This window comes from Vibrio sp. V09_P4A23P171 (assembly GCF_963875615.1).
Classification (GTDB): Bacteria; Pseudomonadota; Gammaproteobacteria; order Enterobacterales; family Vibrionaceae; genus Vibrio; species Vibrio anguillarum.
In genome coordinates this window covers 93,530-109,510 of the sequence record NZ_CAWNMR010000070.1, presented here as the reverse complement: position 1 = coordinate 109,510, position 15,981 = coordinate 93,530, and the positions used below count along the sequence as shown (strand labels likewise).

Sequence of the window (15,981 nt, the reverse complement as noted above, 5' to 3'; positions counted from 1 at the left end):
TTATTTACCTCCCTTGCGTAGGCGAGGGTCTAGTACGACATAAAGCATGTCCGCCAACAGGTTAAAGAACAGCATAAAGAGCGTCATAATCAGTAGCTGCCCTTGCAGAACTTGGTAATCACGAGCGTTGATCGCATTAAATAAAACGGTACCAAGGCCAGGATAGTTAAAGATAATTTCAATGATGAGCTGGCCACCGATAGCCATACCCAAAGACATCGATAGAGCGGTGACACTTGGCAATAAAGCATTACGAGCGGCGTACTGGAAAACCACACGGTTTTCGCTGAGCCCTTTCCCTTTCGCCATCGTGATGTAGTCTTCAGCGAGCAGGTTAATCATGTTGTTACGCATGTTGACGAGAAATCCACCGATTTGTACTAGAGACGCACAGACAAGAGGTAAGAAAGCGTGGTAAGCCACATCTTTAATGAATGTCCAACTTGTCCAATCTGGCATCGTACCAGCAGTGTAGGCATAACCCGTAGGGAACCATTGCAAGCCGATAGCAAAAGTAAACATAGCGATCATCGCAATAACCACTTGCGGAACGGCTTGTATAACCAACATCCCTGGGGTAATAAACGTATCGTAACGACTGCCTCGTTTCCATGCGGCAAAAATGCCCAGTAGAGAACCGATTGAGAACGAGATCACAACCGCAGTACCCGCTAGAAATAACGACCAACCAAATGCACTACCCAGTAATTCATTGACACTTAACGGATAGAACTTAATCGACGTGCCTAATTCCCAACTTAGAATGCTTTTTAAATAGGTCAAATACTGTACGGGTAACGGACCATCAACGAAACCGAGAAGCTGTTTCATCGCTTCGATTCGTTCTGGCGTTACTTGCGTTGTTGCGTTTGCGAACATCATGGTCACTGGGTCTCCAGGCATGGCTCGCGGAATAATGAAGTTCAATGTTGCTGCAACCAGCAACGCGATAAAATAAAATGACAAACGTCTTAAAAAATAACCCATAACTCACACCTTACTCACCCAGTTTTATCCTGTACCTGGTTTCAGGTCGCTCCTAGCGAAATTTAGAGCGAAAAATCCCCTAACGACGAGCGTTATACATTTGCTAGGTATTTAGGGGATTTTATTTAGCGGCGCACGAAGTACGCCGCAAGGAATGAACTTCTACTTACTTAACTGGTTTTAGGTCCAGTACGTGTAATAGACGCTCAGGGATACCAGCCCAAATGTTTGGACGACCCTTAGGATTTTCTTCGTTCCACCAGCCGCTAAAGCGTGCTGTGTTGTATTGGTACATGTAAGCACCTGACATTACAGGGATGGTCACTTGGTTTTCAGCAATGATTTTCTGAATTCCGTGAGCGATTTCTAGCTGCTCATTTTTATCCGCTGTTTTATAGAAGCTGTCTAGCAAAGTATCTAGCTTGTCGTTTTTGTAGAAGTGCATAGCAAAACGAGGCATACCTTCACCTTTCTGTAGTGCAGAGTTGTATGCACTGTTCCAGTATAGATGTGGATCCGCACCGTGGAAGTAGTTGGTGTAAGCGACGTCATAAGTACCTTCAAGCATTGCTTGGTTATAAACCGCAAACTCTGGAGTACGAGCACGTGCTTTGATGCCTACTTCGGCAAGCTGTTCAACGGCAAGTTGTACTGTGTTGTTGAAGTCAGTCCAGCCATTTGGTGATTGAACAAGTAGCTCAAAAGATTTACCTGATGGAGTATCAACAAAACCGTCTTTGTTCACGTCTTTGAAGCCCGCTTTAGCAAGCAGTTTTTTCGCGCCTTCAACGTTGTACGTGTTGTAGCCTTTGTACTTATTGTGGATGTTTTCATCAGACCAAGCTTGGAATGCATAACCTAAGCCTGAAGCGAAGTCATTAACGGTACCGCCGCCATAGAAAGCGATATCGATAATAGTTTGACGGTCAAGAGCCATAGAGAATGCGCGACGGAAATCAACGTTGCTTAGCGCTTCATTTTTTACTGCATCTGGGTTTTTGAAGTTAACCATAAATGCTTGTGTGCCTGATGGCGGATACCAGTAGTGGTGGCTAGGGCTTGCAGCGGCATAAGTACGGTCAATATCCGGAACGAATGAAGAGGTCCAATCGAGTTCAGAGTTAACAATTTTACCTAGCAATTGGTCATTGTTTGCAATTTGAGGTACACGCAAACAGTCAACCTCAAGGTTTGCAGCATCCCAGTAATTCGGGTTACGGCATTGGATGTATAGCTGTGGAGTGAAGGTGTCGATTTCAGTAAACGGACCAGTACCTACAGGGTTCTCGTTGGTGAAAGTCGCTGGATCTTTCACATCTTTCCATACATGCTCAGCAACGATAGGAACTAACGAGATTTCATAAGGTACGTTTGAGTTAGCTTCACTTAAACGGAAACGGATTTGGTAGTCGTTCAGTTTTTCTACGCTCGTTACCCACTTGTTGATACCGCGTTGGTCGAGTTCAGGTTTATTTTTCAATAAGCCATAAGAGAACACGACATCATCCGCTGTAAATGCTTGACCATCTGACCATTTAACACCTTTACGGATATCAAAAGTAACACTCATTAGGTCATCAGACATTTTAAAGCCTTCAGCCAAACGCATAACGGGTGTATTACCATGCATTTCGTTGAAGATGACCAGTGGTTCATAGATGAAATCAGTGGTCGTACGTAGGTTTGTTGCTAGATACGGGTTAAAGTTACGTACCATTGTAGGGTAGAAATCAGGTACGATCGTTAGCTCACTGCGTGCGGCTGCTGGAGCTGAAAGGCTCGCTGCGGCGGCGATTACTGCAGCGGCTAGCGCTGTTTTTTTAATATTGGCAAGCATAGCTGTTCCTTACTATTTGCTTTCATTTCACTAATGGATATGAATGTCATCAATTGATAAACACTCTCCAAGGCCTACCTCATTGCGTGTTAACAAACCGGAGGAGTTGGTCAACATGAGTGGCCTGTAGACCTTTGGCAGGAGTAAGAAGACACCTTGGAGAGAAAATTATCAATTTGAATTCCCGTTAAAAACGTCAATTTGTAGAAAGTGACCGTTATAAACGTCAATTTACCATCTTTGGTTTGATTTTTACTCTCATTTAGGTCAGTGATCTGCCTCTCATACTCAATTCGATTAACTTATAGTTGTAAGCGCTCGCTATCTTTTTATCCCTTTATTTTTAATGTTTTTTTGTTTTTTTTGTATCATGAGATCTTGCTCACTTATAGTTTTATCGTTAATTTTTTTACTTAAATTAATTCTGCCGAATTGTTGTGATTCGGTTCGCAATCTGGATCTTTATTCATCTTCAATTGAAAATCTGCTGGTGAAATTGCCTAGAAATCAGTTTTTACTTCCAATTTTTATCATCATTTCCCCTCTTTTTTTCTATTGAGAAGTAAGGTTTATAATACCCAATAAATAAGGCGCAGCAGAGTAATGGATGCTTGAGGTTAACATTGATTAAATTTAACTAGTCATAACTCTGGATGCATCAATGGGGTGGTTGTTCCGTTGATGGTCATGGAAATATAGTGATAAAAAAGCCTGCAGAGTGCAGGCTTAATGGTGTTGATGTACTTAGAGTGATGAGGTCAGTAGCTTTTGCAATTTATCGCGCTGCGCTTCGATGTGAGAGCGTTCAGGGCCGTGCTCCTGACAATGATCAAGAATGTAATCTAACGAATTAAGAACGGTACGCCAGCGAGGTGTTTTAGGCAGTGTCTCGATACGTAAGTACTTGTCTAGTGTCCGAGTCTGTAATGTGCTTCTATCGAGATACACTCGCCATAGCCCACTCTGCTCTGCAAAGGTAAACTTGCTTTGGTTACTGACCCGTTCCCAGTAATCTAAAGCACTGGTCATTGCTTCAACCAGTACTTCGCGCATTAAATCTTGCTTAGATTGACTCTCTCCCGATACTTTGTCGGCGATACGTGTGAACTCGCCACCGAGTTCTTTGAGCTGCTGCAGTTTTTCTTTATCGCCTTCAAATGCGTAACTGGATAGCGCTTCAATAGCGGTTTCAAGGTTATTGATGCGCGCTGCATTGATGTTTCCACCCACGTTAAAGATGTACATAGCCTGCAACCCAGAGCCATCCGGTAGGCGTAACACATCAGCAGACATATGTTGACGTGTATCTTCGACATAGATATCGATATTACCGCAGTAATGCTCTTGCTCGACGACTAAGTATTTGGGGGCGATGAGTTCTTCCGCATTTGAGCGCTTTAGTTGTTCTTGGCTGCGCCTAAATAACCGAGCAGCCGCTTCGTTCGCAAAGCGGATTTTATGATCGTCTCGAATGCAAATAATGGCCTCAGGAGCGGATTCAAGCTGCTCTAGTAGACGGCCTTGGGTTTCCAATAAACTGGCCTCTACCATTGCTCTATGCTTCAGCTCTTGTTGCAGTTGGTTGTTCTCAATACGTCTTTGTTCAGCTTTGCTGGCCGTTAAATGCGCCGTAATACGTGCAGCGAGCTCTTGCTTATTAAAAGGTTTCGATAAGTAATCGTTCGCTCCCGCTGCAAAACCACGAACTCTATCGTCAGTTTGATTTAATGCCGTCAACATAATGATAGGTAGCTCGGCATGATCGTATGTTTCTCTTAACTTTTCACAGACTTGGTAGCCGCTTAATCCTGGCATCATAATGTCGAGCAGTAGAAGTTCCGGTTTTTCTTTTTCGACCGCGCTAATGACTTCATTGCCATCTTTAGCGGTGCGGACTTGATAGCCTTCTAAACGTAGGAAGCTGTCTAGGACACGCAGATTGACGGGTTCATCATCTGCTATCAGTAGCACTGGGCCTTCTTTATTTTCAGGTAGTGAATGCATTTCAGGCAGTTCAATGTCTGAAATGGTCGGAGATTGGAAATGGCCAGCTTCCATATAGCTTGTCGACTCAATTTCCGCTTTTGATGCTAATGGTAAGGTAAAGCTGAATGTCGTACCGACCATAGGTTGGCTACTGACATAAAGCGTTCCTTGCATTAATTCGATCAATTGACGGCTGATCGAAAGGCCCAAGCCTGCGCCTTGTCGATAACGACTAGCATCTTGCCCTGCTTGAATCAGTGGTTCGAAGATGTGTTCAAGTTGTTCAGCAGGAATGCCTTGTCCCGTATCGACAACTTGGACACGAATCTTGTCATCAACCACATTGGCTGAAATGACAATTTTCCCTTCAGTCGTATATTTAATGGCGTTTCCTACAAGGTTATAAAGCACTTGCTCTAATCGTTGTGGATCGGCAGAGACCCAAATGCATTCATCAGGGATTTGGTTTATTACGCGAATGGGCTTTTTGTTGAGTAGATGGTTAGACAGCTCTAACACTAAGCGTGTTGCGCCGGATAGATCAACAGCACACTGTTTGATATCCAAGCTGCCATAGCGCATTTTATGGTAATCGAGTAAGTCATCGACCAAGTTTGTCAGCCGTTGTCCACTGCTGATGATTATGCCCAATTGATAACGATGATCGGCGGTGATAGTTCCACTTGACCCAGAGATCAGTGCTTCTGCAATACCGACCATACCGTGTAGAGGTGTTCTTAATTCATGTGACGTTGTGGCTAGGAATTCATCTTTTAGTTTGTTAGCGAGATGCAACTCATCGTTCTGTTTGCGGATTAATTGAATGTTGCTTTCGAGCTCTTTATTTTGCGCTTTAATCAGCTGCATTTTTTCTCGGATTGAACGCTGCATACGTTCAAAACTCACTGCGAGTCGACCAATCTCATCTTTACGATCGGTATTGATAACATTTTCATCTAAATCCCCAGCTGAGACTTTTTCTGCCGCCCAAGTGAGCTTCAGTAGGGGAGAGGTAATAAAATTAGAGAGATAATGTGAAGCGATGACGACTAAAATAATCGCGGTTAGCATGGCGAAAATAAATAATTTCTCAAGTTGATGAACTCGCGCATAAGCCTCTTTTTCTGGTATCTCTACGACCAAGGCCCAATTGATGTTTTTGTTTGCAACAGGTGCATAGGCGGCAATGGTTTTCTCATTCAATGTATTAGTATAAGTACCAACGGCACTCAATCCAGAAAGCGCAAGATTGATCACTTTTTGACTAGTCTCGATTTCTTGCTGCGTGTAAGAGAGTATTCGAGAATGATGATCTTGCCCGACGAGTAAAGTCCTTATTTGCGATGTCGCATTGGTGTCAGCAACGAGCTTTGTGATGCCATTATTTGGTAGGCGGAACATGGCGTAGCTATGCAGGTAGCCCTGTTGAATAATGGGCGCGCCAAGCCAAGCAACTGATTGCCCTTCTTGTTGTGAAAAATCAGAAATAATGACTGGTGTATATTCTTCATTGATTTTTCGTTGTTCGCCAACTTGCTGCTCTAACTGGCGGAATGTTTTACCCAGATTGCTATCTTTGTATTTTCCGGTCAGTAAATTCGTCCCATAGTTGTCGTGCTTATAAACGGAATAAACGACATCACCATCGAGATCCACCAGTAAAATATCGTCAAAATCAGAACGTTTAAGCAGTTCTAAATACGCCCAATGATAGCGTTTGTGCAGTAAGCGATACCGTTCACTGCCTACATAGCTGCTCGATTGTGGCAATATTGACGTTTTTATCTGATCACCAGAGCCAGGAATATAACGCTGCTGGGCATGCTCACGAGCTTGATCAATATCCAGACCAAGTCTTTGGAACGCATTGACTAAGCCGTAAAAGCGCCCTCCACTAGCATAAGCTAACTCTGAACGGACAAACCCCATCACTTCTGATTCTTTGGCCGTGAGGTAATCGAGAACTTGCTGTTGCTTAGTGTCTCTGACTGACAATAAGTGAGACGTGCTTTGTTCTTGAAGATCTTTAGTGTGTGATTGCAGAAAAAAAATGGCAGTCACAGTTAAAGGCGTGATGCTCAAAACGAGAAAAGCCAGCATAAGAGTATTTTGCAGGCGCTTAAATTTTTGCTTACGAGAGAACCTAAACATAGAAAAAGGCATTACTTTCCGTGAGGCTTTAACGGCATGAGGTAGTCGTTAAAGTGAATGAAAAAAACAAAGAAAACCTAAAGTGACGAAATTAACGAGTTTTTTTACTTTGACAAGTAAGTCCTGTGGAAAGCGTGGTCACTAACGCAAAATTCGTAAAAATCATCCAGTTTAGTGACCAATTGAGAGTGGATTACACTTATTGTTGCGACTTTTGTAATGTTTTTTTTGCGTGGTAAATGATGAATTTGTTAGTCTTATTTAACACTTCGCAATGACCATAAGCCTGTTCAATCAGCGGGGTATATTTAAGAAAGCTGTTGGCCACAATAAAAAGTTCGCCTTTTACTGTTTGATGGCTTGGTGCGTTAGCCAGTAAGGCTTCTGTCGCACTATAGCTGGTCTCTAATCCAGAGTGGAAAGGGGGGTTTGAGACGATAAATTGATAATCTTTAGCGGTATCTGAGTAGACATCAGAGGCAAATACATTCCCTGATATGTTATTTGCTATCAAGGTTGCTTTGGTTGATTCAATCGCAAGCGCGCTGATATCGCACAGTTCAATCTCGATATCTGGGTTTAATGTGGCCATTACTGTACCCAGTACACCAGCACCACAACCAAAGTCGAGAACTTTACCTCTTAGTTTAGGCAGTGTATCGAGTAACAGTTGGCTGCCGAGGTCAAATTCGCCATGACTAAATACGCCAGGTAAACTTTTTACAATCAGTGCGTGTTGCTGATACTGCACCTGATAAGTTTTGAACCAGTCTGCAATTTGGAAGCTTGGTGGCTGCTGAGTGCATTGCCCCCAATAGAAGGAACAGCGTCGAGCTGAATCATACTTTTTAACCACCCCATAAGCTGCAAACATTTTTTCAATGCTTTTTATGCCCGAGCGGTTTTCACCCACGACCACAATCTCAGTCTCTTTGCCCAGTTTGGCCAACAGCATCGCAAGTAGATATTCAGCTTCCTGCTTCGCTTTGGGCCAGTAAAGCAGAATCATGTCAGCATCGGTTTTTTGCTCAAATTGAGCGCCAAAATGACATGTAATTTGCGGATAGGATTCGAGTTGGCGGTAGTAACCATAATGAGTGGTGAACACCGAAACAGAGCGACAATGATTAGCTAACTCTACAGGAAATAAATCCTCCGCTTCTCCAGCCACTAAAAGATGTTTTCCTTCGAAATAAGCAAGCTGACGCTGGGCAATTTGACTTGGTGCGGTGTAACTGGACATAGTAGGCTCTGCGCTAAAAAAGAGGGGCAGATTCTCGCACAGTCTGCCCCTTGCTTCTAGCTTGATCGTCAGTAAGTCAAAAGTTAGCTATTATCTTGTTGATTGAGAAAACCTTTAAACTCTTCCTCATAAATATTAAACAGCACCATAGTGATGGCAAAAATGAGTGGGCCGTAAATTAACCCAATCAGGCCAAACAGCTGAATACCACCGAGCAGAGAAAAGAAGATCATTAAGGTGTTCATGCCCGCGCTCCCTTGCATTAAAAAGGGCCGCAATAAATTATCAATTGAGCCAACAATGATAACGCTCCAGAGGGCCAAGAATATGCCCCATGTGCTATCTCCGGTTAGAAAGAGATAAATAGTGGCTGGAATCCATATCAGAGCAGTACCGACAACCGGAATAAACGAAGCAAACCCCATCATGGTGCCCCAAAATAACCCAGGGAAACCGGCGAGCCACATACCAAACCCACCCGCAAAGCCTTGCGCTATTGCGGTTAAAAATGACCCCATGACAGCCGATTTGGAGACTTGCTCAATTTCGCAGAGCAACCTGTCTTCTTGACTACGCGACAACGGCAAGATGTGCCTAAGAGCGCTGATGAGCTTATCGTGATCACGGAGTAGGAAAAACAACACGAACAGCATTAAGAAGAAATCCATCAAAAAACTGGTCGCATCACCCAGCACTTTTGCGCTAATACTGACCAAGTTGGTGCCAAATGAACTGGCAAATTGCCCCACTTTTTGTGCGATTTGTTGTGGCTGAATTTCATCAAAGGGCAAATATTGATTCGCAATGGCGAGTCCTTTGACAATCCAAGGATGAGCAAAGGCGGTTTGAATGCCACCATGGGTGACCCATTGGTACATGTTCTGAGAAAATACCGACCCTTGCTGCACAATAGCAGCAAAGACAAACAGCAGTGGAATCACAATAATAAACGTCAAAATAATACACGAGAGAAACGAGGCGGTATTTTTGTATTTGGGGATTTTTCGTTCGAGCCACTCATGAATGGGAAACATCAATAACGAGATGATGAAAGCCATCACAATCGAGTTGATATAAGGTGCAATCAACAGATAACAAGCAATAGCCGCAGCGACAAGTGCCGCAATGAGCACCCAGTGGCTAGAGGTGATTTTCACTTTTTCTGACACGTTGTTAATCCAACCTTGTAAAGTAATAGGGTTATAATGACTGCAAATCAGCGTGTTATCAATGAGGAACTGATGAGATGGGATGTTGTGATAATGAAAAAGGGTGTCAAAACCAGCATAAAAAAAAGTTGAAGCTACCGTGGTTTGCCATCAGCATGATGGCGTTGGTCGTTTTAGTGATTTATTACTGGCAATGATAGCTTGCTTATTGAGTCTGAAATGAATAAAGGGCTGATCTACAGCCCTTTATAATTATGATGAGTCTGCCTAATGGTGCTTATTCCGCTTGAGCTGCCATCATCGCAAAGCAGCGATCGGCCGCTTCTAATGTCGCTTCAATTTCTTTGGAGCCGTGCGCCAAAGAAGTAAAACTTGCTTCAAAAGCTGAAGGCGCTAAATAGACACCATGATCGAGCATCAAATGGAAGAAGCGCTTGAAACGTTCAACATCACATTTTGCGACTTCTTCATAACAGGTGACGCGTTCTTGATCGGTAAAAAAGAAGCCGAACATGCCACCAACTTGGCTGACCAGCAAAGGAATACCGTGTTTGTCTGCGAGTTCTTTGAATCCATCAGCCAATTGCTTTGTTTTGGCCGCGAGACGTTTTTCATTGCCTTCTTCTTTTAGAAGCGTCAAGCAGGCATAACCCGCAGCCATAGCCACAGGGTTACCTGATAGCGTACCAGCTTGGTACACCGGGCCCGTTGGAGCGATGTATTGCATCACATCACGGCGTCCACCAAAAGCGCCAACAGGCATACCACCGCCAATCACTTTCCCTAGCGTTGTTAAGTCTGGTTTGATGTTGTAGTAAGCCTGTGCACCACCTAGTGCAACACGAAAACCTGTCATTACTTCATCAAAGATCAGCAGAGCGCCTTCTTGGTCACAAATCTCACGTAAGCCTTCATGGAACCCTTCTACTGGTGGAATGCAGTTCATGTTGCCCGCGACCGGTTCGACGATAATGCAGGCTATTTGGTCTTTATTGGCCGCGAACAATTCACGTACAGATTCTAAATCATTAAAAGTGGCGGTCAGTGTATGTTTAGCAAAATCAGCAGGCACACCAGGAGAGCTTGGTTGGCCTAATGTTAAGGCGCCAGAGCCTGCTTTTACTAGCAAACTGTCCGCATGACCGTGATAGCAGCCTTCAAATTTTAAAATTTTATCGCGCCCAGTGAATCCACGAGCTAAACGAATGGCGCTCATCGTCGCTTCGGTACCGGAACTGACCATACGCAACTGTTCCATTGATGGAACCAGCTCAGAAACTAATTCTGCCATATCGATTTCCATCTCGGTCGGCGCACCAAAACTGAGACCGCGCTGCGCTGCGCCTATCACGGCTTCACGAATGACCGCATGGTTGTGGCCTAGTATCATTGGCCCCCAAGAGCCGACATAATCAATATAAGCTTTGCCATCAGCATCAAAAATCAACGGGCCGTCTGCGCGGTCGATAAAAATCGGCGAGCCACCAACTCCGTTAAAAGCACGTACAGGAGAGTTAACTCCACCGGGGATTGCACGTTGTGCCTTTTGATAAAGCTCTGCTGATTTGGTCATGGATTTATCCTCTTCTGCTTGTTCGGACCAGTTGGTGTCGCATTGTATACCCAAACTCACCAAAGACACTTTTTTTCACTCATTTTCTGAGCCCATTCACAGCCAAATAAGCGCCGTATAGTGTACAACTCACGCGACAGTGAGTGTTTTTTCAGTGCATAATGCCTCGATAGTTGGAGTTTTAGCTTAAGTGACGGTGAATACTTGAACGAATAGGTCAGGTATTAGATAATCATTGCATTATTAAAAAAGAATCACCTTTACAGGCATAAGTTAAGCATAATAAGTCTGACAGGTATTAACACGAGTGAGAGAGGCCATCGTGAGTGAAGTAAATGTACCATTGTCATTTTCTGATACTGCAGCACAACGCGTAAAAATGTTGATTGCTGAAGAAGAGAATCCAGCGCTAAAACTGCGCGTTTATATTACTGGTGGTGGTTGTAGCGGTTTTCAATATGGGTTTACCTTTGATGAAAATGTAAACGATGGCGATACCACAATAGTTAATAGTGGCGTGACATTAGTGGTTGACCCGATGAGCTTACAATATTTGATAGGTGGCATTGTCGATTACACAGAAGGCCTAGAAGGCTCTCGTTTTTTTGTCAATAATCCTAATGCAACAACAACATGCGGTTGTGGTGCATCATTTAGTGTTTAACTAAATAAAGGTTCGATGCACAATTAATCTACTGTAGCTAATTAAGCTTAATAGCCCTACGTATTTGGATGTTATGTAGGGCTTTGCCTTAACCTTAAGAAGGCAAGAACATAATAAAGGATTATTTATGCCTGATACCAAAATCAGCCGTTCATCTATTGGCCGCTTTTTTTCGCAACGACCTTGGCTACTCTCGACGATTTTTATTCTACTTCTCTGTTTTTGGTTAGGTTTTGGGGCATTGAAAGCGGAAGAGCCTCGGCAAACTGCCAATGACACCATTCCTCTTGCGAAAGTTATTTACCAATCTTTTGAGGCTGAATCGACCGATAAGCATATCGATCTTTACGGTCGGACAGCACCTAATCGTCAAGCTAAAATTGGTGCTGAAATCGCAGGGAAAATTACTCAGATATCGATAGCAAAAGGGCAGCCTGTCAATAAAGGACAACAGATCGTCTTAATTGATCAAGCTGATCTAGCGGCTCAATTAGAGAGTGCGCAAGCCTTGTTCAAACTCAAACAAAAAGAATTCAGTGCCGCTGAGTCGTTAAAGAATCGAGGCTTACAAGGCGAAGTGGCCTTTGCTTCGGCGCAAGCCGCTTTGGCGGAAGCCAGCGCTGTGCAAAGTCGTGCTCAATTGGCTTTGCGTAATACGTCAGTTGTGGCTCCCTTCGATGGCATTGTTGAAGACATCTTGATAGAAAAAGGCGATTTTGTCGGAGTAGGTGACCCGATGGTCACCTTTATTGATCTCAGTAAATTAGTGATAGAAGCGGATGTCAGCGAACGACACATCCAAAAAATCAAACAAGACCAAATTGCTCGTGTACGTTTTATCGATGGTTCTACTGTTGATGGCAAGGTTCGTTATATTTCTCGCGTCTCATCGCCTACCACCAACACGTTTGCTATCGAAGTGGAATTAGACAATCCCAACCAAACGATCCCCGCGGGTGTGAGCGCTGAAGTGGAGATGAGTTTGGAAACACAACTGGCGGTGAAAATCACGCCTGCCATGCTTGCGCTTGATGATCAAGGAAATTTAGGTGTTAAAACTCTGCAGCAAGATCGTGTTCGCTTCATCCCCATTCAATTGGTAAAAGCGGAGCAAGATGGTGTGTGGCTAACTGGGCTAGGGGAGACGGTGGATATTATCACCGTTGGGCAAGGTTTTGTTCGAGATGGTGATCAAGTGATTGCGGTCAAGAAACCTAACCACTCAGCGCAGTAGGGGGCGCCATGTTTTCTATTATTGATGCGGCGCTATCTCGCTCGCGCACTATGTTATCGCTGCTGATTTTTATCTTGATCGCTGGCGTAGCGACCTATTTTTCGATCCCTAAAGAATCGAGCCCTGACATTACTATTCCTATTATTTATGTCTCCGTAAGTCATCAAGGCATATCACCGAGTGATGCTGAGCGCCTTATCGTGCGGCCCCTAGAGCAAGAAATGCGCTCTATTGAAGGCGTAAAAGAGATGACGTCGAATGCTTCCGAAGGGCATGCTTCTGTAGTTTTGGAATTTAACGTTGGCGTTAACCTTGATAAAGCGATGGCGGATGTGAGAGATGCGGTCAATTTGGCCGAGCCGAAGCTACCCGCAGACAGCGATGAGCCGACCGTGAACGAAGTAACATTGGCATCAGAGCAACCGGTATTATCAGTGGTGCTTTATGGCACTTTACCAGAGCGAGCTATCGTACAAATTGCAAGGCAGTTGAGAGACAAATTAGAAAGCTACCGACAAGTATTAGAAGTTGATATCGCTGGCGATCGCGAAGATATTGTTGAGATCATTGTCGATCCCCTATTGATGGAAAGTTACGGACTTGATCAAGGCGATATCTATAACTTAATCGCACTGAATAATAAAGTCGTTGCGGCGGGTTTCGTCGATACGGGCTACGGACGTTTTTCCGTAAAGGTTCCTTCAGTTTTTGAATCCTTGAAAGATGTGTTAGAGCTTCCGGTGAAGGTTGATGGTAAGCAAGTAATCACCTTTGGCGATATCGCGACTGTCAGACGAGCATTTCGGGACCCCGAAAGCTTTGCTCGTTTAGATGGTAAATCGGCGGTGGTGTTGGACGTTAAAAAGCGTGCTGGTGAAAATATTATCGAAACTGTTGAGCTGGTAAAAACGGTAATGGGAGAGGCGCAAAAACGGGAAGATTGGCCAAGTAATTTGTTGGTGAAATACACGTGGGATGAGTCGAAAGACGTTGAAATCATGCTCAACGATCTACAAAACAATATTCTGTCGGCCATTATTTTAGTCGTGATCGTGATTATCGCTATTTTGGGAATGAGGACGGCGCTGCTGGTTGGTATCTCAATACCAGGCTCATTTTTGACCGGATTACTAGTCTTGTCGGTGTTTGGACTAACCGTCAATATTGTCGTGTTATTTGCATTAATTATGGCGGTTGGCATGCTGGTTGATGGAGCCATAGTGGTAACTGAGTTTGCTGATCGGCGTATGCAAGAAGGTGTGCCGCGTAAAGAAGCGTATCGAGATGCCGCAAAACGGATGGCATGGCCGATTACCGCATCAACCGCTACTACTTTAGCCGCTTTTGCCCCTCTGCTTTTTTGGCCGGATATCACGGGCGAGTTTATGAAATACTTGCCTCTCACGCTTATCGCTACACTGGCTGCTTCACTGATTATGGCACTGCTTTTTGTACCTGTGCTGGGAGGCTTAATTGGCCGACCGCAACATGCTTCGGCTGCCAGTCAATCACGGATGATTGCTTTACATGAAGGTGATTTTGCCCAAGCGACGGGCATCACCAAGCTCTATTATCACACGCTGGCTATCGCGATTCGTCACCCACTTAAAATACTGTTCAGTGCGATAGTGCTCGCGATTGTGATTGGTTTTGCTTATGCCAAAGCAGGGCTCGGTGCCGAATTCTTCCCAGAGGTGGATCCGCCTTATTTCACCGTTAAAGTTCGTTCTTATGGCGATCTTTCCATCCAAGAAAAAGACACCTTAATGCAAGAAATTGAGCAGGTGATGCTTGGCCATGAGGAATTTGAGAGCGTCTATACTCGAACGGGGGGAGAGGATGAAATTGGCCAGATTCAAATTACCCCTGTTGATTGGCAATATCGCCGCACCGTCAAAGCGATTATTGAAGAGCTTAAAAGCACCACGGATCAGTTTTCAGGGGTGGAAATCGAGTATAAATTTCCAGATGCAGGGCCACCGGTTGAGCATGATCTGGTGATTGAAATGTCGGCGCGTACTCCTGAAAATCTTAATGAGGCCGCTAAAATGGTCAGAAAGTGGGCTGATAACAATCCCGCGTTGACTAATATCAGTGACACCTCAAATAAAGAAGGGATTGACTGGCGAATTGATATTCGACGTGATGATGCTTCTCGATTTTCAGCCGATGCGACATTGGTAGGTAACACAGTGCAATTTGTGACTAATGGACTAAAAATTGGTGACTACTTGCCTGATGATGCAAACGAAGAGGTCGATATTTTGGTGCGTTATCCAGAGGATAAGCGGGATATTGGTCGATTTGATCAGTTACGGGTCAACACACCCGCAGGTCTGGTGCCGATAACCAATTTTGCGCAGATAAAACCGGATCACAAACAAGATACGATCAAACGGATTGATGGCCGACGGGTTATCGATATTATGGCGGATCTAAAGGAAGGGTATAATCTGGCCCTTGAATTGCCGAAAGTTACTCAAGCATTGTCGGAACTGAATTTACCTAATGGGGTGGAGTTTAAATTACGAGGGCAAAATGAAGAGCAGGAACATTCCTCAGAATTTCTAAAAAATGCATTTTTGATTGCGCTGGTGGTGATGGGGTTAATTCTGGTTACGCAATTTAATAGTTTTTACCAAGCATTCCTCATTTTAAGTGCAGTACTGTTTTCAACGGTCGGAGTATTTGCGGGCCTGCTGATTTTCCAAAAACCTTTCGGCATTATTATGTCAGGTATTGGGGTCATCGCCTTGGCAGGCATCGTGGTGAATAACAATATCGTATTGATAGATACTTATAACCAACTGATACGCAGAGGCTTGTCAAAACAAGAGGCCATCTTACGCACTGGTGTTCAGCGTTTAAGGCCCGTTTTATTGACCACAGTGACGACTATTTTAGGGTTATTGCCAATGGTACTGGAGATGAACATCGATTTGATTAATCAGAAAATTGAGTTTGGCGCTCCCAGCACGCAATGGTGGTCACAACTCGCCACGGCCGTTGCGGGAGGCCTTGCTTTTGCCACTGTCTTAACGTTAGTACTGACGCCTTGCTTGTTGATGTTGGGGCGTAAGGAACCACCACCTACTCTCGAAGAGTAATCTACTCAATCTTACACAATGAGGCCCACA

General features: G+C 44.2%; 9 protein-coding genes. 3 read left to right on the top strand and 6 right to left on the bottom strand.

The window, feature by feature from the left end; genetic code table 11:
• The 6 genes from AACT23_RS16455 to hemL all read right to left on the bottom strand — a co-directional run bounded on the left by AACT23_RS16455 (position 1) and on the right by hemL (position 10,946).
• The gene (locus AACT23_RS16455) at positions 1 to 987 is read right to left on the bottom strand and encodes an ABC transporter permease (RefSeq protein ID WP_013857640.1); all 987 of its coding nucleotides are present in this window, start codon (positions 985 to 987) and stop codon (positions 1 to 3) included.
• A gap of 166 nt (positions 988 to 1,153) precedes the next feature.
• Complete coding sequence (locus AACT23_RS16450) at positions 1,154 to 2,824, bottom strand: ABC transporter substrate-binding protein (protein WP_013857639.1); 1,671 nt, start codon at positions 2,822 to 2,824, stop codon at positions 1,154 to 1,156.
• A gap of 744 nt (positions 2,825 to 3,568) precedes the next feature.
• Positions 3,569 to 6,961, bottom strand: a complete 3,393-nt coding sequence (locus AACT23_RS16445; protein WP_029189901.1) for a response regulator — start codon at positions 6,959 to 6,961, stop codon at positions 3,569 to 3,571.
• Positions 6,962 to 7,160: 199 nt separating this feature from the next.
• Complete coding sequence (gene rsmC, locus AACT23_RS16440; RefSeq protein WP_094128746.1) at positions 7,161 to 8,204, bottom strand: 16S rRNA (guanine(1207)-N(2))-methyltransferase RsmC; 1,044 nt, start codon at positions 8,202 to 8,204, stop codon at positions 7,161 to 7,163.
• Between the two features lie 83 nt (positions 8,205 to 8,287).
• Positions 8,288 to 9,373, bottom strand: a complete 1,086-nt coding sequence (locus AACT23_RS16435) for an AI-2E family transporter (RefSeq protein WP_094128743.1) — start codon at positions 9,371 to 9,373, stop codon at positions 8,288 to 8,290.
• A gap of 277 nt (positions 9,374 to 9,650) precedes the next feature.
• The gene (gene hemL, locus AACT23_RS16430) at positions 9,651 to 10,946 is read right to left on the bottom strand and encodes a glutamate-1-semialdehyde 2,1-aminomutase (RefSeq protein WP_026028237.1); all 1,296 of its coding nucleotides are present in this window, start codon (positions 10,944 to 10,946) and stop codon (positions 9,651 to 9,653) included.
• A 322-nt stretch (positions 10,947 to 11,268) separates the two neighbouring features.
• On the opposite strand from hemL, the gene erpA reads away from it, so the two are divergent.
• The 3 genes from erpA (at position 11,269) to AACT23_RS16415 (ending at position 15,951) form a co-directional block, all read left to right on the top strand.
• Positions 11,269 to 11,610, top strand: coding sequence for an iron-sulfur cluster insertion protein ErpA (erpA, locus tag AACT23_RS16425; RefSeq protein WP_026027518.1), 342 nt, complete (start codon positions 11,269 to 11,271; stop codon positions 11,608 to 11,610).
• A 127-nt stretch (positions 11,611 to 11,737) separates the two neighbouring features.
• A complete protein-coding gene (locus AACT23_RS16420) occupies positions 11,738 to 12,844 on the top strand; it encodes an efflux RND transporter periplasmic adaptor subunit (protein ID WP_094128740.1) in 1,107 nt (368 codons plus the stop codon).
• Between the two features lie 8 nt (positions 12,845 to 12,852).
• On the top strand, positions 12,853 to 15,951 hold the full coding sequence (locus AACT23_RS16415) for an efflux RND transporter permease subunit (protein ID WP_094128737.1): 3,099 nt from the start codon (positions 12,853 to 12,855) through the stop codon (positions 15,949 to 15,951).
• Positions 15,952 to 15,981 lie beyond the last annotated feature (30 nt).

What these genes read in the sequence shown, in the direction of transcription:
- AACT23_RS16455 (WP_013857640.1), bottom strand. Translation starts at nt 987, where the DNA reads ATGGGTTATTTTTTAAGACGTTTGTCATTTTATTTTATCGCGTTGCTG.
- AACT23_RS16450 (WP_013857639.1), bottom strand. Translation starts at nt 2,824, where the DNA reads ATGCTTGCCAATATTAAAAAAACAGCGCTAGCCGCTGCAGTAATCGCC.
- AACT23_RS16445 (WP_029189901.1), bottom strand. Translation starts at nt 6,961, where the DNA reads ATGTTTAGGTTCTCTCGTAAGCAAAAATTTAAGCGCCTGCAAAATACT.
- rsmC (WP_094128746.1), bottom strand. Translation starts at nt 8,204, where the DNA reads ATGTCCAGTTACACCGCACCAAGTCAAATTGCCCAGCGTCAGCTTGCT.
- hemL (WP_026028237.1), bottom strand. Translation starts at nt 10,946, where the DNA reads ATGACCAAATCAGCAGAGCTTTATCAAAAGGCACAACGTGCAATCCCC.
- AACT23_RS16420 (WP_094128740.1), top strand. Translation starts at nt 11,738, where the DNA reads ATGCCTGATACCAAAATCAGCCGTTCATCTATTGGCCGCTTTTTTTCG.
- AACT23_RS16415 (WP_094128737.1), top strand. Translation starts at nt 12,853, where the DNA reads ATGTTTTCTATTATTGATGCGGCGCTATCTCGCTCGCGCACTATGTTA.